Source organism: Streptomyces albidochromogenes, assembly GCF_005981925.1.
Taxonomy (GTDB): Bacteria; Actinomycetota; Actinomycetes; order Streptomycetales; family Streptomycetaceae; genus Streptomyces; species Streptomyces albidochromogenes.
The window spans coordinates 1-20,928 of record NZ_VBVX01000058.1; the positions used below are offsets into that span (position 1 = coordinate 1).

The window sequence follows — 20,928 nt, forward strand, 5'->3', positions numbered from 1 at the left end:
CGGAGTGGTGTATAAGAGACGGCGGCTGAGGGGGGGGGGGGCGGGAGCGCCCGCACCCGCACCGCGCTGCGCGCCCCCGCCGCCCCGCCGCTCGGTCACCAGCGCTTCGCCCCCGGTGCGCGGCGATCCTGGTCCTCGCCCTCGCCCTCGCTCCGGGGACCGCAGGCCCTGTTCCGGCGGACGGACGACGTGGGAGGCAGAAGGTGGTTCAGGTCCGCGCCCCGGACCGCACCAGGGCCAGCACCGGCCCCAGGCCCCGTACGACGACCTCGGCGCCCGCCCGCCGCAGGCGCCGCGCCCGCAGGTCGTCGCGCGCGCAGCCGAGGAACCGTACGCCCGCCGCCCGCGCCGCGAGCAGGTCCGCCGGGGACTCGCCGATCAGCACGGCGGTGCCGGGGGCGGCACCCAGCGCCGCCAGGGCGCGGTCGACGCAGTGCGGGTCGGGCTTCAGGCGGCTCAGATCGGTCGTACGGGCGTAGACGTGCGGGGTGAAGCAGCCGGCGAGGCCGCGTCCGGTCAGGTACCGCTCCACCGCCGGCGGGGAGGTGTCCGTCGTCAGCGCGAGGCGCAGGCCGACCGCGACCGACGTGCGGATCAGCGGGTCGGCGTAGGGGGTGGGCCAGGCGGTGGCGGCGGCGTCCAGTTCCTCGCGGGCGAGGTCGCGCTCCAGGGCCTGGGCCAGGCCGGCGGCGGGGCCGCCGGCACGGGCGACGGCGCGCAGGACGGCCTGCGGGCCGTCGGCCGTCCGTTCGTCCTCCGTCAGCGGCGCCCGGTGGCCGCGCTCCTTCAGCCGGTCGAGCAGGCCGTCCGCCACCCTGCCCGCCCGGTGGCCCGGGAAGAGCCGGCACAGCGGTCCGTCGAAGCCGAGGAGCAGGCACCGCGTGCCCGTGATCACGTCCCGCAGCCCGCCGGGGTCCGGTGCCGCCTGTATGGAGTGAGTCGCGTCAGAAGTCACGAGGAGAGTGTCGGGGCCGACGCGCCGGTGTTCCAGAGCGCGTCGGCCCCTGGCGCGAACGCCCGGGTGACGGGCGGCGGCCGCTCAGAAGATGTCCGGGCACCACGGGCGCCTCGCCGTGCGGAACAGGGCGTCGGCGACGGTGGCCGCGCCCGCCGACTCCTCCGTGATCCGGCCGAGCGCCGCCAGCCGCACCGCCGACTCCTCGCCCAGGTACAGGGACCCCAACTCCCGTACGTCCAGCGTCAGATCGGGCGACTCCGCCGAAGGGGCGCACACCGCTCCGTCCGGCGAGGCGTCCAGCCGGAACCGGCCGCCGGAGTGCCCCGCGGCGTCGTGCACCTCCAGTACGAGCGAGGCGGGCACGGCGTACGCGCGAGCCTCCAGGGCGCGTACGACGTCCAGCAGCCGCACCCACAGGTAGTCCGCCTGCGTCAGGATCCTGGCGGCCCGGGGATCGGGGAGCAGGTGGGGGAGCAGATCGTCACCGGCGCGGTATCCGGTCCGTACCTTCGTGATCCAGTCCACCGCGCAGACGAAGTGCCACAGCGCGCGCTCCGCCGCCGGCGACACCGCGATCAGGTCGCGTACGGTCGCCGTGTTGAGCGGCTGCTTCCCGTCGCCCCACTTCTCGTCGGCCCGGTAGACCAGCAGCCCGTCCACCTCGCCGCGCGCCGAGCGGTACACCGCGTAGAACGGCTCCGTCCAGGGCTCGACCGACGTCACCACCTGGCCCGTGTTGAGCTGCCACCAGCGCTCCGACCGGTCGATCGCGCCGTGCTGCCTCGCCCGGAAGCGCTCGTGCAGCTCGGGCCCGAGCTTGCGTACGTCGGCCCCGTCGACCAGATCGATCCGGCCCCCGTCGCCGGGCCCCGCCCAGCGCGCGTCGAGCCCGGCCCGGGGCACGTCGATCTCCCACTCGGCGACCGAGGCGGCGGGCCCGAACCCGTACCGCCCGTAGATCGGGTACTCGGCGGCGACGAGCGTCGCCAGTACGTCGCCGCGTTCCTTCGCCTCCGCGAGGTCGGCCGCGATCATGCGGCTGAGCAGGCCCCGGCGGCGGTGCGTCGGTGACACGGTCACCTGCGACACGGCGCAGGCCGCGACCGTCGCACCGCCCGGCACGGTGAGTTCCTGCGCGAAGGAGCGGTACGTCGCCACACAGCGCCCGTCGTCGAACGCACCCCGCATGCGCGGCGAGTGCAGGTGCGGCAGCCGCTCCGCCACCTCCTCCGGCGGGAAGACGGGCGGGCGCAGGAAGCCGGTGGCGAGGGCGCGGAGCCAGTCGGGGAACTCGGACTCGGTGACCGTACGGACGTCGACACTCATGCGCCCACGCTAGGCACACCGCCCGTGGCCTGTCGCGAGGATTTCCGCCGCGGGCGGCGGCCACGGCCGCGCCGGTCACCTACCTCGGAAGGGCTCCCCCAGCGGCGCCCCCTGCTCAGAACGCCGCCCGTATCTCCCCGACCTCGGCGGCCCCGCCCGTCAGCGGCGCCCGGCCGATCCGCTCCACCACGGGAGCGTCCACGCCGAGCCGCCGCAGCGCCCGCGCCAGCACCGGACCCAGCGCGCGCGTCGCGCCGTCGTCGACCTTGAACGCGAGGGCGCGGCCGTCCGGCAGGGCCACCGCCTGGACCGCCTCGGCGCCCATCTTGGACAGCGCGCCCGGCACCTCGCGCATCAGCCAGGTGTCGGGGCGGCGCGTCCCGGCGACGTACTCGGGGTGGGCGCGCATCGCGTCCGCGACGCGGCGCTCGGCCGTGCCCGGCTCGGCCAGCACGAAGTGGCGGAAGGCCGTCGCGAGCCCCACCAGGCTGATCCCCATCAGCGGCGCGCCGCACCCGTCCGTGCCGACCGCCGCGACGCGCTCGCCACTGGCCTCCTCGACCACCCGCAGCACGAGCTGTTGCAGCGGATGGGCGGGGTCCAGGTAGGTGGCGGCGTCCCAGCCGTTCAGTCCGCAGACCGCCAGCATCGCGGCGTGCTTGCCCGAGCAGTTCATGGTGAGCCGCTCGCGCACCCCGCCCGCCGCGAGGTACGACTCGGCCTCCACCGGGTCCAGCGGCAGGTCCGGCGGCGTCTGGAGGTCGGCCTCCGTGAGCCCGGCCTCGGCCAGCATCTTCCGTACGAGGTCGAGCTGGAAGCCCTCCCCCGAGTGGCTCGCGGCCGCCAGCGCCAGCCGTTCGCCCGACAGGTCGAGCCCGGCGCGCAGGATGGCCGCCGCCTGCATCGGCTTGTTGCTGGAGCGGGGGAAGACCGGGGCGTACGGGTCCCCGATCGCCAGATCCACGCCGCCGTCCGCCGCCAGGACGACCAGCGAACCCCGGTGCAGGCCCTCGACGAAGCCGGAACGGACGACTTCCGCGAGGACCGGGGATATGACCGGGGACGCGGCGGCGGTGCTGGAGGACATCTCGACCTTCCGGGAACGGGTACAGGACCAGGCTCCCGCAAGGCCGGATCGCGGCCTCAGGTCAGCAGGTCGTCTACTTGTGCTTCCCCATCACGGTACCTGCGGGCAATCTCCGCACTGCAATCGTCCGCCGTCCGCTGGAGCTGCTGCCGGCGCCGCGAGACCTGCTGTTCGTACCGGACCAGCCGCCCCATCGCCGCGTGCAGCTCCTCGTCCGTACGGGCCGCCAGGTCCGACAGCTCCACGTCGGCCAGCATCTCGGCCGCCAGCAGCCGGAACTCCTCGCTCTGCGGGGTGGACATCGTCACATGCCGGGCGGAGGAGCGGTGGCGCGAAGGGGCGTCCGCGAGGATCTCCGAGAGGCGCTCGACGACTGGGGACTCCGGCCCCGTACGCCGTGCCAGCTCGGCCCGCAGAATGTCGATCCGCCCGTGCAGCAGGCGCCGCACATAGCTGAGGTCCGCCTCGTCGCGCTGCGAGTCACGGCGCAGACCGCGCAGCTCGGGCAGCCGCAGCGCGCCGAGATCGCTTCTCTTCCCGCGCTCGGGCACCGGCAGGCCGCCTCCGCCCATGCTGTCGCCGGTCCGCTGCGCGGGTGGTCGGCCCGCGGCGGCGGAAGACGTCATCTGGATCATCGGCATCGGTACGGGCCCGGGCGGCTGCCCGGCGCCAGATGTGCTCATGGGTGTGTTCCGTCCCCTCGACCGGTGCGGGGCGCGCACCGCCTCCGTGCATCGTGCCACTCCTGACGGCGGTGACGCAGGCGCTCTACGCCCGTTCAGCCCCGGATAGATTGGGCCGCATGCGTGCAGTGGTGCAGAGGGTCGACGGGGCGAGCGTCGTCGTGGCCGGACAAACGGTCGGCGAAATCGTGGGCGAGGGACTGTGTGTGCTGGTGGGAGTGACCCACGAGGACACAACGGACAAGGCCGCACAGCTCGCCCGGAAGCTGTGGTCGGTTCGGATCCTTGCGGGTGAGAAGTCCTGCTCCGATGTGAATGCGCCACTTCTGGTCATTTCACAGTTCACCCTCTACGGGGACGCCCGCAAGGGCCGCCGCCCGACCTGGAACGCCGCGGCCCCCGGCGAGGTCGCCGAACCCCTGGTGGACGAGGTCGTCGCGCAACTGCGCGCGCTGGGCGCGCGGGTGGAGACGGGCCGCTTCGGAGCCCAGATGCGGGTCTCCCTGACGAACGACGGCCCGTTCACGGTCCTGATCGAGGTCTGACCCGCCCCTACGGCTCTACGGCTCTACGACGACTTCCTGAGCCGCCGCCGTGTTCCCCGCCAGCAGCTCGGCGTCCACCGGCACATTGCGCTTGACCAGCGCGAGCGCGATCGGCCCCAGCTCGTGGTGGCGGGCCGAAGTCGTGACGAAGCCGAGCTGGCGGCCCTCCTCGCCGTCCGCCGCCAGCCGCACCGGGGTGCCCGGCCCGGGCAGCAGCACGTCGCTGCCGTCCAGGTGCAGGAAGACGAGCCGCCGCGGCGGCTTCCCCAGGTTCTGGACGCGGGCTACGGTCTCCTGGCCCCGGTAGCAGCCCTTCTGGAGGTGTACGGCGCTGCCGATCCAGCCCAGCTCGTGCGGGATGGTGCGGTGGTCGGTCTCGAAGCCGAGGCGCGGGCGGTGCGCCTCGACGCGCAGCGCCTCGTACGCGAGGATCCCGGCCGCCGGGCCGTGCGTCCCGGCGTACGCCTCCAGCCCGGCGCGCGGCAGGAAGAGGTCCCGGCCGTGCGAGGTCTCCCGTACGACCGCGCCCTCGGGCACGTCGGCGATCGAGCCGGCCGGGAGGTGGACGACCGCGACGTCCTCGGTGCGGTCGGCGGTCTCGACCCGGTAGAAGAACTTCATCGACTCCAGGTACGCGAGCAGGTCCCCCTGCGTGCCGGGTTCGACGTGCATCCACATCGTCTCGCCGTCGTCGACCAGGTACATCGCGTGCTCGACGTGACCGTGCGCGGTGAGGATCAGCGCCTCGGTGGCCTGCCCCGCCGGGAGATCGCTGACGTGCTGCGTGAGCAGCAGGTGCAGCCAGCTCAGCCGGTCGTCGCCGGTGACGGTGACGACGCCGCGGTGCGAGAGATCGACGAAACCGGTGCCGTCGGCGAGCGCGCGCTGCTCGCGGAACAGGTCTCCGTAGTGCGCGGCGACGCCATCGTCGCGCCCTTCGGCGGGGACGGCGCCGGGCAGGGACAGCAGGGGGCTCTTCATAGCGGCAAGCCTACGACTCGGTAGTTGAAGCCTGTGCCGAAGTCCCGTCGGGGGCCTCTGCCGCGGCCCGGGCGGCGCACTTCTCGCAGCGCCCGAAGATCGCGAAGTGCTTCATGTCCGTCTCGAAGCCGAACGACTCGCGCAGCGTGGCGGTGAAGGCGGCGGCGACCGCGATGTCGGCCTCGATCACGTTCGTGCAGTCGCGGCAGACCAGGTGGATGTGGTGGTGGCGGTCCGCCAGGTGGTACGTCGGCGCCCCGTGCCCCAGGTGCGCGTGGCTGACCAGCCCCAGCTCCTCCAAGAGCTCCAGGGTCCGGTACACGGTGGAGATGTTCACGCCGGACGCGGTCTTGCGCACCTGGACGAGGATGTCGTCCGGTGTCGCGTGCTCCAGGGCGTCCACAGCCTCCAGGACGAGCTGGCGCTGGGGGGTCAGCCGGTAACCGCGCTGCCGCAGGTCGCTTTTCCAGTCGGTGCTCACCACGTGCCCAGTGTAGGCAGCGCGGCGAGCGACCGAAGGTGCGTACGGCCTACTTGAAGAAGGCGATGCCGTCGTCGGGCAGGTCCTTGAGGTCCTTCGCCCACTCGCTCGGGTCGACGACCTTCTTCAGGTGCGCCGACATGTACGGACGGAGCTCGACGTCCGGGGTGGCCTTCTCGCCGACCCACATGAGGTCGCTCTTGACGTAGCCGTAGAGACGCTTGCCACCGGTGTACGGCCCCGAGGCGGCGGTCCGCGCCACCGCGTCCGTGACCAGGTCGATCTGCGGCTTCTGGTCGGCCAGCTCGCCGTACCAGACCTCGACGACGCCCTGGTCGCGGATCATGACGACCTCGACCTTGCGGTTCTTGTCAACGCGCCAGTAGCCGGACTCGCTCTCCAGCGGCCGGACCTTCTTGCCCTCGTTGTCGAGCACCCAGGTGTGCGAGACGTACTCGAGGAAGTCCCGGCCGTCGTGGGTGAAGGTGACTTCCTGGCCGAAGTTGGCCTTCTCGTCACCAGGGAAGTCGAAGACGCCCGCACCCTCCCAGTTACCGAGGAGGAAGACGAGGGGGACAAGGTCCGGGTGGAGGTCGGACGGGATCTCGATCATGAGCTGCTCAGGCGATCTGTGAGGGGAGGGGTGGGGTTAGCGCTGACCCTGGTAGAGCTTCTTCACGGTCAGACCGGCGAAGGCGAGAACACCGACGCAGACCAGAACCAGCAGGGCCTCGAAGAAAATCGTCAGCACGGGGTTGCTCCTTGCATGAGCGGTGGGCAGTACGGGGGCCGGGCCCCAGCTTAGTCGGCGGGACCCGGCCCGGCCGTCCGGGGCCCGGCCGACGGCCCCGCGGCCGGGACCGGCGGATTACAGTTCGGACATGGCGAACAAGCTCGTGATCAAGGTGACCGCGGGGGCCGACGCCCCCGAGCGGTGCTCGCAGGCGTTCACGGTGGCGGCCGTGGCCGTGGCCAGTGGGGTGGAGGTCTCGCTCTGGCTGACCGGCGAGTCCGCGTGGTTCGCGCTGCCCGGCCGCGCGGCCGAGTTCGAACTGCCGCACGCGGCGCCGCTGCCGGACCTGATCGAGTCGATCACGGCGGCGGGGCGGATCACGCTGTGCACACAATGCGCGGCCCGGCGCGAGATCACCGAGAAGGACGTGATCGAGGGCGTACGGATCGCGGGCGCCCAGGTCTTCGTGAGCGAGGTCATGGCGGACGACGTGCGGGCTCTCGTCTACTGATCCGGCTGCCGGGGGCGCTTCTTGCCGTCCAGCTCGTCCCACCACGCGTCGGACCCGGGGTCCCCGGACGGATCGTCCCACCAGCGGTCGTCCGGGCCCCGCCGGTTGGCGACCATCGCCGCGACCGGCGGAATGACCATCGCGACGAAGCACATCGCGACCGCCGCCGGCACCGACCACAGCCGCACGAAGGCCCAGGCGGAGACGAAGAGGAAGACGCATCCGCCCATCAGCAGGAGATAAGCGTGCCGCCGCCGCGCGTACATACCTCCACCGTACGACCGGAGGGCCGCACCCCGTCCAGTGGCGTCCAACCCCTGGGGTGCGGCCCTCCGGCCAGTAGAAAGCGTCGTCAGACGGCGATCGCGACCTCCGCGAGACCACCCGTCTGCGCGACGACCGTACGGTCCGCCGTGCCGCCGGGCACGAGCGCGCGCACGGTCCACGTGCCCTCGGCCGCGTAGAAGCGGAACTGGCCCGTGGCCGAGGTCGGGACCTCGGCGGTGAACTCGCCGGTCGAGTCCAGGAGGCGGACGTAACCGGTGACGGGCTCGCCGTCGCGGGTCACGCTGCCCTGGATGGTGGTCTCACCGGGCTTGATCGTCGAGGCGTCGGGGCCGCCGGCCTTTGCTCCACACATGTTGCATCCGTCCTTGAAGTCGCGGTCGAGAGGGGTTACTTGTTGGCGCCGAGCTCGATCGGCACGCCGACCAGCGAGCCGTACTCGGTCCACGAGCCGTCGTAGTTCTTGACGTTGTCGACACCGAGCAGCTCGTGCAGGACGAACCAGGTGAGCGCCGAGCGCTCACCGATGCGGCAGTACGCGATGGTGTCCTTCGCCAGGTCGACCTGCTCGGCCTCGTACAGCGCCTTGAGCTCTTCGTCGGACTTGAAGGTGCCGTCGTCGTTGGCGTTCTTCGACCACGGGATGTTGCGGGCGGACGGGACGTGCCCCGGGCGCTGCGACTGCTCCTGCGGGAGGTGGGCCGGGGCGAGCAGCTTGCCGCTGAACTCGTCGGGGGACCGCACGTCGACGAGGTTCTGGGTGTTGATCGCGGAGACGACGTCGTCGCGGAAGGCGCGGATCGAGGTGTCCTGCGGCTGGGCCTTGTACTGCGTGGCCGGGCGCTCGGGGACCTCGGCGACCAGGTCGCGCGAGTCGAGCTCCCACTTCTTGCGGCCGCCGTCGAGGAGGCGGACGTCCTGGTGGCCGTAGAGCTTGAAGTACCAGAAAGCGTACGAGGCGAACCAGTTGTTGTTGCCGCCGTAGAGAACGACCGTGGTGTCGTTCGCGATGCCCTTCTCGGACAGGAGCTTCTCGAAGCCGGCCTGGTCGACGAAGTCGCGGCGGACCGGGTCCTGGAGGTCCTTGGTCCAGTCGATGCGGATCGCGTTGCGGATGTGGTTCTTCTCGTACGCCGAGGTGTCCTCGTCGACCTCGACGATCGCGACCTTCGGGTCCTCGATGTGGGCCTCGACCCAGTCTGCGTCGACCAGTACGTCGCTGCGGCTCATGCTGTTCTCCTCCGGGGCAGTGTGCGGCGGTTATGCGCGAGGGGCTGTGCGGATGTGCCGGCACGCGAAGGCGCGACGGTGGACGACCGCACGGGTGGGTGGCCCCGACGTCGACTGCACCAGATCGGTCGGTCGGTCGGAGGGCCGGGAAGGCGGGTGCCGGACTGTTCCGGTCAGAACCCGCTCAGGCAGTACGACAGAGCATGGCGGCGACGCGGCACAGGTCTACTGCCCGCCGCTTCGTGAGGTCCGCCTGTCGCTGCTGCATGGGACCGATCGTAGGGAGGTCACGACCGGCGTGTCACCGGCGTGTCGGATGCTGAGACACGATCGTCCGCGATACGGGACGAGGGGTGCGCCGCGCACCGCCGTCCCGGGCCCCCGCCCGGTCCGCGTCCGCCCGCTTCCTGAGGGGCGGACGCTGCCGTCTCACTATCCGGCGAGTCCGACGTTCGTGCCGGTCACGGAGATCTCCAGACCGTCCTTCGTCGGCTCGGCCTTCTCCAGCTTCAGGCCCTCGGGCAGTCCGCTGATCCGCCGGTCGAAGTCCGTCTTCTGCCGGATCTGCTCCTCGATGCCGGGCAGCCCCTCGCCCGGCACCTCGTCCGCCCGCACCCGGATCGTGCTGCCGTCGACCACGCTCACGCTGGACAGCACACTGCGGGTGATCTTGCGGCCGAGGAGTTCCACCGACCCGGTGACCTTCACCTTGCCGTCGCCGCCGTAGGAGACCGGGAAGTCGCTCTCGGAGGCGGCGGACAGGTCCTCGTACGAGATGCGCGCCGTGCCGGTGGCGCGGTCCGCCGTCGCGTCGGAGAAACCGCTCACGCTGCCGCGCACCCGCACGTCGCGCAGTTCGGCGGTCAGCTCGCTGATCCGGACCGTGCGGCCCTGCGCGCTCGCCTCGACGCCCTCGACGCCGACGTCGACCTGGTCCAGGTGCTTGGAGGCGACCTGCGTCAGGAAGGGGAAGCCCTTGATCGACACGTCGACGGCGCCGGTCAGACCCTGGCGGCTCTGGATCCGCTTCGCGACCTCGGACTCGGCGTAGTTGAGCGCGAGGCGGTCCACGATGACGAACACGCCGCCGAGGATCACGGCGACGACCAGCAGTATTCGCAGTGCACGCATGGCTTGAAGGTCCCCCACAACTGATCGGTTCCGTCGCACTCGCCCGAGCCCCCTCGGCGATCACGAGCCTACTGCCAGGTAATCACAGGCGTCAGGCGATGGCCCTGCCGATCAGGTAGACGGCGGGCGCGGCGGCGGTCAGCGGCAGCGCCACTCCGGCCGTCATGTGGACGAACCGGGACGGGTAGTCGTAGCTGGCCACGCGCAGGCCCACCAGCGCGCACACCCCGGCCGCGAGGCCCAGGAGCGCGCCCTCGGAGCCCACGTCGGTCACCCCGCCGGCCGCGATCCCCGCGCCGCCGGCCGCGAGCAGCGCGACGATCACGGACGCGACGCCGGACAGCGGCAGCGCGCGGGCCAGGACGGCGACAGCGACGGCGACGGCGCCGACGGTCACGGCCTCGGGCGCGGCGGCCAGGTGGCCCGCGGCGACGACGGCGAGGGCGGCCGAGGTGACGGTGGCCGTCAGGCCGTACATCCGCTCGTCGGCGGAGGCGCGGTTGCGCAGCTGGAGCACGAGCGTGAGCAGTACCCAGACGCCGAGCGTGCCGATGATCGCGGCGGGCGCGTGCTCCGCGTCGACGGCGAGCAGCGCGACGTCCGCGGTGACGCCGCCGAGGAAGGCGAGCGCGATGCCCTGGCGGGCGGGCCACATGCCGTTGAGCCGGAACCAGCCGGCGGCCGTGACCGCCTGGAGCAGCACGAGCGGGACGACGAGCGCGTACGGGCCGACGGCGGCGGCGCCGGCGAGCAGCAGCGCGAGCACGGCGGTCAGCACGGCCGGCTGCATCCCGGGCGCGATGATCGGCGACCGGCCCTCGGCGCGGGCGCGCTGGGCGTCGGTGACGCGCGCGTTGCCGCCGGTCGTGGGCGAGGTGTACGTCCCGGAGCCGGTGGCGGGGGCCGCCGGCGGGGGTTCGTACGCCGCCGGCGCGGGCGGGTGGCCCGCTCCGGGCCCGTACGCCTGCGGGGCGGGCTCGTAGGCGGGTTCGTACGCGGCCGGGGCCGGCTCGTACGCCGGCTGCGGCTCGTACGCCGCCGGACCGCCCTGGTAGGGGTCGTACTGCGCCTGCGCGTACTCACCGCCGCCCGTCGGGAGGTACGCCGTGTCGGCCGCGGCCGGGGCGGGCTCCTGCGGCCGGTACGGCTGCTGCACCGGCTGGAACTGGGTGTCCCAGGTCTGCCCCTCCCAGGTCTGGGTGGGGGGCTCCTGCGCGGACGGCGCGGGCCGGCTCCCGTGCGGGTCGTGTCCGTCGTACGACGGGTAGGGCTGCTGGTTGCTCATGGTCTGGGGGTCATCCTCCTGCGAACGGCGGGAGCACCTCGACCGTGCCGCCCTCGGCCAGCCGTACGGTCTCATGACCGCGGGTCCCGACGGGGTCGCCGTCGATCAGGAACGAACACCGCTGGAGTACGCGCGTCAGCTCCCCGGGGTGCCGCTCGCGCACCGCGTCGAGGGCCTCGGCGAGCGTCCCGGCCGTGTACGGCTCCTCTGCGGTGCCGGCGGCGGCCTTGGCCGCCGCCCAGAAGCGGATGGTGCCCACTGCCATAGCGGCGCTCCTTTCGTCGGCTTCCATGATGGGCTATGCCGCCGTGAGCCAGGCGCCGATGCGGGTGAGGAGTGTCTCCTCGGCCGCGTTCTCGGCGTGGCCCATGCCGGGGACGATCCACAGTTCGCTCCGCCCGGCCGCCGCGGCGAGCGCGCGCGGATGGTCCAGGGGGAAGTACGGGTCGCGGTCGCCGTGCACGACGAGCAGCGGCGTCGGGCCCAGCCGCGCCGCCGCCTCGACCGGTGGGAGCGGCACCGGGTCCCAGTCCCGGTCGTGGATCCGGGTCCGCAGGCCGAGGCGTCCGACGAGCCGCCCGGCGGGCCGGGTGACCACCCAGTGCAGCCGCCGCATCGGCGCCGTGCCCCGGTAGTACCAGCGGGCCGGGGCGCTCACCGCGACGACGGCGTCGGCGCGGGCGGACACCCGGCCGGCGGAGCGTGCGGGGTGGTGATCGGGGTCATGTCCGGCGCTCGCGGGCGTGCGGCCGACCGGGCGCGCTTCCGTGCGCCCCTCGGGCCGGAAGCCGTCGGCCGGGCCGCCGTCCGCGGCCCCGTCCCGGTAGAGGGCCGCGTGCCGGACGACGACCGAGCCACCCATCGAGAAGCCCACGGTCACGACCCGCTCATGCCCCAGCGAGCGGGCCCAGCGGACCGCCTCCGCCACGTCGAGGACCTCGCGGTCGCCGACCGTGGAGCGCCCCCCGGAGCCGCCGTGGCCGCGGAAGGAAAAGGTGACGACGGCGCCGTACCGCCTGAACACCCGCGCCGCCCGCCGCACCGCCGGCCGGTCCACCGACCCCGTGAAACCGTGCGCCACGACGATGGCCGGACCGGCCCCGCCGGCCGGCCCCGGCTCGTACAGCGCCTCGATCCGGACCCCGTCCCCAGCCCGCAGGAACGCCCGCCGGCCCGTGCCCGAGACGCCCCCGGCGGCCGCCCGCGGTGCCTGCCGTGATCCCGTGCGCCGGGGCCCGCGCGTGATCAAGGGAACAACCACTCTGCGGACACGACCCTGCGGTACGGAACTCATGTGGGCTATTCTGCTGGGCACAGGACCTGGGCAACGTTGCCCCCGGGTCCTTTTGTGTTTTCTGTCGGTTGTTACGGACAGATGACGCGGCGCGGTCCCAGGGCGCGGGACCGCACGTACGAAGCAGTGCCGCATACGTCCTCGCAGGGACCGAGGAGGAACCGACGTAATGGGCGAGCGAACCGTGCACGACTGTCCGATCCAGGCAGGTGGCGGACGATGAGTTCTCTGCTGCTCCTGACCAATGCCCTCCAGCCGTCGACGGAGGTGCTCCCCGCCCTCGGCCTGCTGCTGCACAGCGTGCGGGTGGCCCCCGCCGAAGGCCCGGCCCTCGTCGACACCCCGGGTGCCGACGTCATCCTGATCGACGGCCGCCGTGACCTCCCGCAGGTCCGGTCGCTGTGCCAGCTGCTCCGGTCCACCGGACCCGGCTGCCCGCTGATCCTCGTCGTCACGGAAGGCGGCCTCGCGGCCGTCACCGCCGACTGGGGCATCGACGACGTCCTGCTGGACACGGCCGGTCCGGCCGAGGTCGAGGCGCGGCTGCGGCTCGCGACCGGCCGGCAGCAGATCTCCTCGGACGACAGCCCGATGGAGATCCGCAACGGCGACCTGTCGGTCGACGAGGCGACGTACAGCGCGAAGCTCAAGGGCCGGGTCCTGGACCTGACCTTCAAGGAGTTCGAGCTGCTGAAGTACCTGGCGCAGCACCCCGGCCGGGTCTTCACCCGCGCCCAGCTCCTCCAGGAGGTGTGGGGCTACGACTACTTCGGCGGTACGCGGACGGTCGACGTGCACGTGCGGCGGCTGCGCGCGAAGCTCGGCCCCGAGCACGAGTCGCTGATCGGAACGGTACGCAATGTGGGCTACCGCTTCGTGACGCCCGAGAAGGTCGAGCGGGCGGCGGCCGAGGAAGCCAGGGCCAAGGCGGCGCGGAAGACGGCGCCCGCGGCCGTCACCCGTGCGGCGGACACGGCCGACCGGGAGGAAGAGGCCGTACGCCCTGCCCAGCGGTAGGTCACCACGCGTAGACTGCCGCGCGTGGCCAAGGTGACGCGGGACGATGTGGCGCGACTGGCGGGGACTTCGACCGCGGTCGTCAGTTACGTCATCAACAACGGACCCCGGCCGGTCGCCCCGGCCACGCGCGAGCGTGTCCTCGCCGCGATCAAGGAGCTCGGCTACCGGCCGGACCGGGTCGCGCAGGCCATGGCGTCCCGCCGCACCGACCTCATAGGCATGATCGTCCCCGACGCCCGGCAGCCCTTCTTCGCCGAGATGGCGCACGCGGTCGAACAGGCCGCCGCCGATCGCGGGAAGATGGTCCTCGTCGGCAACTCCGACTACCGCGACGAGCGCGAGGTCCACTATCTGCGGGCCTTCCTCGGCATGCGGGTCTCCGGTCTGATCCTGGTCAGCCAAGGCCCCAGCGAGTGGGCGGCCGCCGAGATCGAGGCGTGGGACGCCCGGGTGGTGCTGCTGCACGAGCGGCCCGAGACGATCGACGACGTGGCGGTCGTCACGGACAACATCGGCGGAGCCCAGCTCGCGACCCGCCACCTCCTGGAGCACGGTCATCCGTACGTCGCCTGCCTCGGCGGCATGGAGACGACGCCGCTGATCGGCGACCCGGTGGCCGACCACGTGGTGGGCTGGCGCCGGGCGATGCAGGAAGCGGGGCGGTCCACGGAGGGCCGCCTCTTCCACGCCCTCTACAACCGGTACGACGCCTACAAGGTCGCCCTGGAACTGCTCGCCGGGCCCGACCGGCCGCCGGCGATCTTCTGCTCCACGGACGACCAGGCGATCGGCGTCCTGCGGGCCGCGCGCGAACTGCGGATCGACGTGCCGGGCGAGCTGGCCGTGGCGGCGTTCGACGACGTGAAGGAAGCGGCGCTCACCGATCCGCCGCTGACGACGGTGTACTCCGACCGGCCCGCGATGGCGCGGGCCGCGGTGGACCTGGTGCTCGACGACTCGCTGCGGGTGGCGGGCTCGCGCCGGGAGCGGCTGAAGCAGTTCCCGTCCGCCCTGGTGGTGCGCCAGTCCTGCGGCTGCCCGGCGACGTAACCGCCGGCGGGCCCCCTCAGGGGCTTTATATGGGGCATACACGGTTCTGTCGGGCTTCTCAGCGGCTCCTCAGACGGTTCTCATAACCGCTGGCCAAGCTCGGGGACATGACCGAGAGCCCCCGCCGCAGCGGCGAGTACCCCGAGCCCGAGCAGCAGCCCTCCGCGTTCTCGTACGGCGCCGGCGCGTACCCTCCGCCGCCCGCGTACGCCCCGTCGCCCCCGGCTCCCCCGGCGGCGACCCACCGGCGGGCCAGGCGCCCGGTCGCCCTTCTCGCGCCGTCGCCCTCGTCGCCGCCGCGATCGGCGGCGGCACGGCCGTCTTCGCCGAACGCCTGACCGGCGCGCAGTCCGCCCCGGGCGGCAGCGGCGCCCCGGGTACGAACGTCTCGCAGAGCGGCAAGGGCACCGTCTCCGGGGTCGCGCGGGCGGTGAGCCCGAGCATCGTCGAGATCAGCGCCACGTCCGCGTCCGGCGACTCCACCGGCTCCGGCGTGATCATCACGGGCGACGGCGAGATCGTCACCAACAACCACGTCGTCTCCGGCGCCTCCTCCGTCAAGGTCCGGCTCGACGACGGCACGACGTACACCGCCGACGTCGTGGGCACCGACCCGGACAAGGACCTGGCGCTGATCGAGCTGCGGGGCGCGAGCGGCCTGAAGGCGGCGACGCTCGGGGACTCCGACGCCGTGCGGGTCGGTGACGAGGTGGTGGCGATCGGCTCGCCCGAGGGCCTCACCGGGACCGTGACCAGCGGAATCGTCTCCGCGCTCGACCGGGACGTGACCGTGTCCAAGGACGAGAGCCCGAGCGGCCAGGAGCAGCAGGGCCAGGGCGGCGACGGCAGCGCGCGGTGGCCGTTCGAGTTCGGCGGGCAGCAGTTCAACGGCAACACCGGTGCGTCGAAGACGACGTACAAGGCCATCCAGACCGACGCCTCCCTCAACCCGGGGAACTCGGGCGGCGCCCTGATCAACATGAACGGCGAGATCATCGGCATCAACTCCGCGATGTACGCCCCGAGCGGATCCAGCGGTTCCGCAACGGGCAGCGTCGGGCTGGGCTTCGCCATCCCCGTCGACACGGTCAAGGCCGACCTGGAGCGGCTCCGCGCCGGGGACAGCGGCTGACATCCCTGCCGTGCGAGGCTGAGAACCCAGCCCGCGACCATCCGCAGCGACCAGAGGCAGGCCGAGGAAGCCCGATGAACACCCCCGCCGAGCGCATCCTGATCGTCGACGACGAGCCCGCCGTGCGCGAGGCCCTGCAACGCAGTCTCGCCTTCGAGGGGTACGGGACGGAGGTCGCCGTCGACGGCATCGACGCCCTCGCGAAGACGGCGTCGTACGAGCCGGACCTGATCGTCCTGGACATCCAGATGCCCCGGATGGACGGGCTGACGGCGGCCCGCCGCATCCGCTCGTCCGGCGACACCCTGCCCATCCTGATGCTCACCGCCCGCGACACCGTGGGCGACCGCGTGACCGGGCTCGACGCGGGGGCCGACGACTACCTGGTGAAGCCGTTCGAGCTGGACGAGCTGTTCGCCCGCGTCCGGGCGCTGCTGCGGCGCAGTGCGTACGCCGCCAGGGCGGCGGCGGGCGAGGCGGCGCCGGGGCACGTCCTGTCCTTCGCGGACCTGCGGATGGACCTGGCGACGCGCGAGGTCGCGCGGGGCGGGCGTCCGGTGGAGCTGACCCGCACCGAGTTCACGCTGCTGGAGATGTTCCTCGCGCACCCGCGCCAGGTGCTGACGCGGGAGCAGATCCTCAAGGCCGTGTGGGGCTTCGACTTCGAGCCGAGCTCGAACTCCCTGGACGTGTACGTCATGTACCTGCGCCGCAAGACGGAGGCGGGCGGCGAGCCCCGGCTGGTGCACACGGTGCGGGGTGTGGGGTACGCGCTGCGGGGCGGTGAGGCGTGACGGGCGCGCTGCGCAGATTCCGCGCGCTGCCGCTGCGGTCCCGCCTCGCGCTGCTGACCGCCACGGCGGTGGCGATCGCGGTGGCGGCGGTCGCGGCGGCGTGCTGGTTCGTGACGCGGGTGCAGTTGGAGTCGCGGCTGGACGACTCGCTGCGCAGCGTCAAGGTCGACGCGGACGTCGTGCGGAACCTGAGCCTCGGGTGCGCGGGCGGCACGGCCGCCGTGCGGCCGATCGGCTCGTACGTGGTGCAGCTCGTCCCGCTCTCGGGCGAACCCTGCACCCTCCCGGGGGCCGCGCGCATCCCCGTGCGGGACGGTGACGTCGCCGTGGCCGCCGGCCAGCAGGGCGACGCGCTGCACACCACGCGGGACGCCGACGGCAAGGACATGCGGGTCTACACCTACCCGTTCCGCGAGCGGCAGGACCTGACGCCCGGCCCCCCGTTCGCGGTCTCCATCGCCCGCCCGATGGCGGAGATCGACGATCCGCTCGGCTCCCTCGCCTGGGTGCTGCTCGCGCTCTCCGGCATCGGCGTCCTCGGGGCCGGCGCCACCGGGCTCCTGGTCGCCCGCGCCGGTCTGCGGCCCGTGGACAAGCTCGCCGACACCGTCGAGCATGTGGCCCGTACGGAGGACCTGACCGTACGCATCCCCGTCGAGGGCGAGGACGAGATCGCCCGGCTCTCGCGCTCCTTCAACGCGATGACCAGCGCCCTGGCCTCCTCGCGCGACCGCCAGGCGCAGCTGATCGCCGACGCGGGCCACGAGCTGCGCACGCCGCTGACGTCGCTGCGGACGAACGTGGAACTGCTCGCCCGCAGCGACGAGACGGGCCGGGCGATCCCGCCCGCCGACCGGGCCGCGCTCATGGCGTCCGTCAAGGCCCAGATGACCGAACTGGCATCGCTCATCGGAGACTTGCAGGAGCTGGCCCGCCCCGACACCGCCGACCAGAGCGGCCCTCCGGGCGTCGTCGCGCTGCACGAGATCGCCTCCGCCGCCCTGGAGCGGGCTCGGCTGCGCGGCCCGGAGCTGACGATCGACGCCGGCCTCTCCCCCTGGTACGTACGGGCCGAACCGGCGGCGCTGGAGCGGGCGCTGGTCAACGTCCTGGACAACGCGGTCAAGTTCAGCCCGCCGGGCGGCACGGTCGACGTCACCCTCGAAGGCGGGACGCTGACGGTACGCGACCGGGGCCCCGGCGTCCCGGAGAGCGAACTCCCGCACGTCTTCGAACGCTTCTGGCGCTCCCCGTCCGCCCGCTCCCTGCCGGGGTCCGGCCTCGGCCTGTCGATCGTGGCCCGCACGGTCCAGCAGGCGGGCGGCACCGTCACCCTGCGCCGCCCGCGGGACGGCGCCGCCGGCACGGAGGCCGTGATCGCGCTCCCGGGCGCACCGGCCCCGCCGCCCGGGACGGCGTAGGCGGGCCCGGACAGCACTGCGGGGCGGCGCCCGGTCCTGCGACGCCGCCCCGCCGTACCGCTGTGGTGCGGGTTACTTCACGACCGTGATCCGGTCGGCCGCCGGGGGCGCGATCGGGGCGGTGGCGCTGGAGTTCTTCGCCAGGTAGGCGTTGAAGACGTCCAGGTCGGAGGCACCGACCAGCTTGTTCTTGTGCTCCTTGAAGACCGGGAAGCCGTCGCCGCCGCCCGCGAGGAACTCGTTCATCGCGACGCGGTAGGTCTTGGCCGGGTCGAGCGCGACGCCGTTCAGCTTCACCGAGGACACGTCGACGCGCGCGGCGCCCGCCTTCGTCATGTCCAGGGTGTAGGTGAAGCCCTTCGAGACCTGGAGGATCTTCGGCGAGGCCTCGTTGGCGCCGCTGACCTGCTGCTGGAGCGCGGTGATCAGCTGGGCGCCGGTCAGGTCGACGACGTTCATCATGTTGGTGAACGGCTGGACGGTGAACGCCTCGCCGTACGTCACGACACCGTCGCCCTCACTGCCGCTCGCCTTGAAGACGAGGTCGGAGCGGATGCCACCGGGGTTCATGAGGGCGATCTGCGCGCCGCCCTTGTCGGCCGGGGCCAGGCCCTCCAGCTGCGCGTCCGCGATCAGGTCGCCGAGCGGCTTCTCGGGGGCCGTCGAGCCGCGTCCGTTGATGTCCGCGGCGATGAAGCCCTGGGGCTTGCCCGCGATCGGGGCGGCCAGCGCGTTCCAGCGGTTGATGAGCGAGGTCATGTCCGGCGCCCAGGTTTTGGCCTGTTCCTGGTCGCGGACGACGATGTGGTTCGCGCTCTTGACGCCGGTGCGGACGATGTCCTTGGTGCGGCGGTCGTAGGTGAGCGTGGTGTCCGTGTAGAGCTTGCCGTACGAGGACGCCGAGGTGACCATGCGCGGCTTGCCCGCCGGGTCGGGCACGGTGCAGACGTACGCCTGGTGCGTGTGGCCGGTGACCAGCGCGTCGACCTTCGGTGTGATGCCCTTGGCGATGTCGACGATCGGGCCGGAGATGCCGTCGCCGGCGCCCGGCGAGTCGCAGTCGTAGTTGTACGACGAGGAGGCCGGCGAGCCGCCCTCGTGGATGAGGGCGACGATCGACTTGACGCCCCGGCGGTCGAGCTCCTTGGCGTACTTGTTGACCGTCTCGATCTCGTCGTGGAACTTGAGGCCCTTGATGCCGTTCTCGGTGACGATGTTCGGCGTGCCCTCCAGGGTCACGCCGATGAAGCCGATCTTGACGCCCTTCTTCTTCCACACCGTGTACGGCTTGAGGATCGGCTTGCCGGTCTTCTCGTTCGTCACGTTCGCGGCGAGGTAGGGGAAGTCGGCTCCCGGGAACCGCTTGCCCTCCTCGAAGCAGCCCTCGACCGGGTGGCAGCCGCCGTTCTGCATGCGGGCCAGCTCGGTGGCGCCCTCGTCGAACTCGTGGTTGCCCACGGCCGACACGTCGAGGTCCAGCTTGTTCAGCGCCTCGATCGTCGGCTCGTCGTGGAAGAGGCCGGACATCAGCGGGCTGGCGCCGATCATGTCGCCGCCGGCGGCGGTGACGGAGTACCGCTCGCCCTGGCGCGCCTTGCGCAGCGAGGTCGCCAGGTGCTCGACGCCACCGGCCGGGATCGCCTTCACCGTGCCGTCGGGCTGCGTCTCGTTGACCGTGCCGGCCGAGCCCGCCGGGGGCTCCAGGTTCCCGTGCAGGTCGTTGAAGGACAGCAGCTGCACGTCGACGGTCCGCGAGGGCTTCGACGCGTGCCGCGTGTCGCCGCCGGCCCGGTCGCCCTCCTCGGCACCGGAAGCCGGCATGGCGGCGACGAGGGCACCGAGGGTGGCGATTCCCGCGGCCGAGGCGAGTATGCGCCGGGCCGCTCGGTGCTTGCGGGTGGTACGAGGGTTCGCTGACATCTGTCCCCTTGTGAGTTCAGCGTGAAGGTCGCATCGCAGCCTAAAGTCAACGCGCGTAGCGCAACAGGGGGTGACGGGTTACAAGCTGGTTGCCGTACGGCGGCCGTACGCTCGTACTCATGACGACTGACCCCGCGACCCCCGCCTTCCTCAGGAAGATCCAGACCCTCGACGCGCTCGACACCGGGCAGGCCCGGGAGGTCCTGGCGCTGCTCGACGAGGCAGCCCGTGTGGACGGCGTACAGGCCGTGTCCGAGCAGGGCCGGCTCCAGCTGCGCGGCGGACAGCGGGAAGGGATCCGGCACTTCCTGCTGCACGTCGGCGACGGGCCGCTCCTCGGTTACGCGCAGTTGGAGGACACCGACCCCGTCGAGGCACCGGCCGCCGAGCTGGTCGTGCACCCCTCGCACCGCGGTCACGGGCACGGCCGCACGCTCGGCACGACGGTGCTGGACGCGTCGGGGAAGCGGCTGCGGGTGTGGGCGCACGGCGGGAAGTCGGCGGCGCGCCACCTCGCTCAGGTGCTCGGGCTCACCCTGTTCCGCGAACTGCGGCAGATGCGCCGCCCGTTGAGTCCGCTGGACATCCCGGAGCCGGTGTACCCGGCCGGCGTGAGCGTCCGGGCCTTCGTGCCGGGGCAGGACGACGCCGCCTGGCTGGCCGTCAACGCGGCCGCGTTCGCGCACCACCCCGAGCAGGGCGGCATGACGCAGCGCGACCTGGACGACCGCAAGGCCGAACCGTGGTTCGACCCGAAGGGCTTCTTCCTCGCGGAGCGGGGCGGCGAACTCGTCGGCTTCCACTGGACGAAGGTGCACGCCGAGGAGCAGCTCGGCGAGGTGTACGTCGTCGGCATCCGCCCGGACGCGCAGGGCGGCGGCCTCGGCAAGGCCCTCACCGCGACGGGCCTGCGGTACCTGGCGGCCCAGGGTTCGCCGACCGCGATGCTCTACGTCGACGCGGACAACACGGCGGCGGTGACGGTGTACGAGCGGCTCGGCTTCACCACGCACGAGACGGACCTGATGTACCGAACGGAGTCGTGACCGGGCGTTCTCAAG

General features: G+C 72.7%; 23 protein-coding genes and 1 pseudogene. 8 read left to right on the forward strand and 16 right to left on the reverse strand.

All coding sequences use genetic code 11. The features are described 5' to 3' along the window. Positions 1–208: 208 nt before the first annotated feature. From E2E34_RS10775 to E2E34_RS10790, 4 genes are all read right to left on the reverse strand, one after another. The gene (locus E2E34_RS10775) at positions 209–955 is read right to left on the reverse strand and encodes an HAD family hydrolase (RefSeq protein WP_244315610.1); all 747 of its coding nucleotides are present in this window, start codon (positions 953–955) and stop codon (positions 209–211) included. 84 nt (positions 956–1,039) lie between these two features. Next, complete coding sequence (locus E2E34_RS10780) at positions 1,040–2,284, reverse strand: GNAT family N-acetyltransferase (RefSeq protein ID WP_138901669.1); 1,245 nt, start codon at positions 2,282–2,284, stop codon at positions 1,040–1,042. A 115-nt stretch (positions 2,285–2,399) separates the two neighbouring features. After that, positions 2,400–3,371: an asparaginase gene (locus E2E34_RS10785; protein ID WP_138901670.1), complete on the reverse strand. Its 972-nt coding sequence runs from the start codon at positions 3,369–3,371 to the stop codon at positions 2,400–2,402. Positions 3,372–3,427: 56 nt separating this feature from the next. Then, a complete protein-coding gene (locus E2E34_RS10790) occupies positions 3,428–4,054 on the reverse strand; it encodes an RsiG family protein (RefSeq protein WP_208765201.1) in 627 nt (208 codons plus the stop codon). Between the two features lie 119 nt (positions 4,055–4,173). Here E2E34_RS10790 and dtd point away from each other — a divergent pair, with 119 nt between their 5' ends. Next, positions 4,174–4,599: a D-aminoacyl-tRNA deacylase gene (dtd, locus tag E2E34_RS10795; protein WP_138901671.1), complete on the forward strand. Its 426-nt coding sequence runs from the start codon at positions 4,174–4,176 to the stop codon at positions 4,597–4,599. A 15-nt stretch (positions 4,600–4,614) separates the two neighbouring features. Here the strand turns inward: dtd and ygfZ are convergent, their stop codons facing one another. From ygfZ to E2E34_RS10810, 3 genes are read right to left on the reverse strand one after another with little or no spacing between them, the layout of a single operon-like run. Continuing rightward, positions 4,615–5,580, reverse strand: a complete 966-nt coding sequence (ygfZ, locus tag E2E34_RS10800) for a CAF17-like 4Fe-4S cluster assembly/insertion protein YgfZ (RefSeq protein ID WP_138901672.1) — start codon at positions 5,578–5,580, stop codon at positions 4,615–4,617. Positions 5,581–5,590: 10 nt separating this feature from the next. Then, the gene (locus tag E2E34_RS10805) at positions 5,591–6,064 is read right to left on the reverse strand and encodes a Fur family transcriptional regulator (protein WP_138901673.1); all 474 of its coding nucleotides are present in this window, start codon (positions 6,062–6,064) and stop codon (positions 5,591–5,593) included. Between the two features lie 46 nt (positions 6,065–6,110). Then, positions 6,111–6,674 carry a heme-binding beta-barrel domain-containing protein gene (locus E2E34_RS10810; protein ID WP_138901674.1) on the reverse strand — a complete coding sequence of 188 codons (564 nt, stop codon included), beginning with the start codon at positions 6,672–6,674 and terminating at the stop codon, positions 6,111–6,113. A 268-nt stretch (positions 6,675–6,942) separates the two neighbouring features. Here E2E34_RS10810 and E2E34_RS10820 point away from each other — a divergent pair, with 268 nt between their 5' ends. Next, positions 6,943–7,305 carry a DsrE family protein gene (locus E2E34_RS10820; RefSeq protein WP_138901675.1) on the forward strand — a complete coding sequence of 121 codons (363 nt, stop codon included), beginning with the start codon at positions 6,943–6,945 and terminating at the stop codon, positions 7,303–7,305. Here E2E34_RS10820 and E2E34_RS10825 read toward each other — a convergent pair. From E2E34_RS10825 to E2E34_RS10855, 8 genes are all read right to left on the reverse strand, one after another. Next, on the reverse strand, positions 7,299–7,571 hold the full coding sequence (locus E2E34_RS10825) for a DUF3099 domain-containing protein (RefSeq protein WP_138901676.1): 273 nt from the start codon (positions 7,569–7,571) through the stop codon (positions 7,299–7,301). The two genes, E2E34_RS10820 and E2E34_RS10825, sit on opposite strands and share 7 nt — an antisense overlap. Positions 7,572–7,657: 86 nt before the next feature. Further along, positions 7,658–7,945 (reverse strand): DUF1416 domain-containing protein, encoded by a 288-nt coding sequence (locus E2E34_RS10830; protein WP_018101653.1) that lies wholly within the window; start codon positions 7,943–7,945, stop codon positions 7,658–7,660. A 35-nt stretch (positions 7,946–7,980) separates the two neighbouring features. Beyond that, a complete protein-coding gene (locus tag E2E34_RS10835) occupies positions 7,981–8,820 on the reverse strand; it encodes a sulfurtransferase (RefSeq protein ID WP_138901677.1) in 840 nt (279 codons plus the stop codon). 184 nt (positions 8,821–9,004) lie between these two features. After that, complete coding sequence (locus E2E34_RS37225) at positions 9,005–9,088, reverse strand: putative leader peptide (RefSeq protein ID WP_355254274.1); 84 nt, start codon at positions 9,086–9,088, stop codon at positions 9,005–9,007. A 164-nt stretch (positions 9,089–9,252) separates the two neighbouring features. Then, on the reverse strand, positions 9,253–9,951 hold the full coding sequence (locus E2E34_RS10840) for an LmeA family phospholipid-binding protein (RefSeq protein ID WP_138901678.1): 699 nt from the start codon (positions 9,949–9,951) through the stop codon (positions 9,253–9,255). Between the two features lie 91 nt (positions 9,952–10,042). Beyond that, positions 10,043–11,236 (reverse strand): hypothetical protein, encoded by a 1,194-nt coding sequence (locus E2E34_RS10845; RefSeq protein WP_138901679.1) that lies wholly within the window; start codon positions 11,234–11,236, stop codon positions 10,043–10,045. Between the two features lie 10 nt (positions 11,237–11,246). Continuing rightward, on the reverse strand, positions 11,247–11,501 hold the full coding sequence (locus tag E2E34_RS10850) for a MoaD/ThiS family protein (RefSeq protein ID WP_069928149.1): 255 nt from the start codon (positions 11,499–11,501) through the stop codon (positions 11,247–11,249). Between the two features lie 33 nt (positions 11,502–11,534). Further along, positions 11,535–12,530 carry an alpha/beta fold hydrolase gene (locus E2E34_RS10855; protein WP_138901680.1) on the reverse strand — a complete coding sequence of 332 codons (996 nt, stop codon included), beginning with the start codon at positions 12,528–12,530 and terminating at the stop codon, positions 11,535–11,537. 219 nt (positions 12,531–12,749) lie between these two features. Here E2E34_RS10855 and E2E34_RS10860 point away from each other — a divergent pair, with 219 nt between their 5' ends. From E2E34_RS10860 to E2E34_RS10880, 5 genes and pseudogenes are all read left to right on the forward strand, one after another. After that, positions 12,750–13,547: a winged helix-turn-helix transcriptional regulator gene (locus tag E2E34_RS10860; protein ID WP_138901681.1), complete on the forward strand. Its 798-nt coding sequence runs from the start codon at positions 12,750–12,752 to the stop codon at positions 13,545–13,547. A gap of 24 nt (positions 13,548–13,571) precedes the next feature. Further along, on the forward strand, positions 13,572–14,600 hold the full coding sequence (locus E2E34_RS10865; protein ID WP_138901682.1) for a LacI family DNA-binding transcriptional regulator: 1,029 nt from the start codon (positions 13,572–13,574) through the stop codon (positions 14,598–14,600). 107 nt (positions 14,601–14,707) lie between these two features. After that, positions 14,708–15,732: pseudogene (locus E2E34_RS36975) on the forward strand (S1C family serine protease). A gap of 74 nt (positions 15,733–15,806) precedes the next feature. Next, positions 15,807–16,526, forward strand: a complete 720-nt coding sequence (locus E2E34_RS10875; RefSeq protein WP_138901683.1) for a response regulator transcription factor — start codon at positions 15,807–15,809, stop codon at positions 16,524–16,526. Then, positions 16,523–17,947, forward strand: a complete 1,425-nt coding sequence (locus tag E2E34_RS10880; protein WP_138901684.1) for a HAMP domain-containing sensor histidine kinase — start codon at positions 16,523–16,525, stop codon at positions 17,945–17,947. Before E2E34_RS10875 ends, E2E34_RS10880 begins: the two co-directional genes overlap by 4 nt. A 72-nt stretch (positions 17,948–18,019) precedes the next feature. Here the strand turns inward: E2E34_RS10880 and E2E34_RS10885 are convergent, their stop codons facing one another. After that, positions 18,020–19,867 carry a bifunctional metallophosphatase/5'-nucleotidase gene (locus E2E34_RS10885; RefSeq protein ID WP_138901685.1) on the reverse strand — a complete coding sequence of 616 codons (1,848 nt, stop codon included), beginning with the start codon at positions 19,865–19,867 and terminating at the stop codon, positions 18,020–18,022. Between the two features lie 119 nt (positions 19,868–19,986). Between E2E34_RS10885 and mshD the strand changes: the two genes are divergently transcribed. Beyond that, positions 19,987–20,913 (forward strand): mycothiol synthase, encoded by a 927-nt coding sequence (mshD, locus tag E2E34_RS10890; RefSeq protein WP_138901686.1) that lies wholly within the window; start codon positions 19,987–19,989, stop codon positions 20,911–20,913. Positions 20,914–20,928 lie beyond the last annotated feature (15 nt).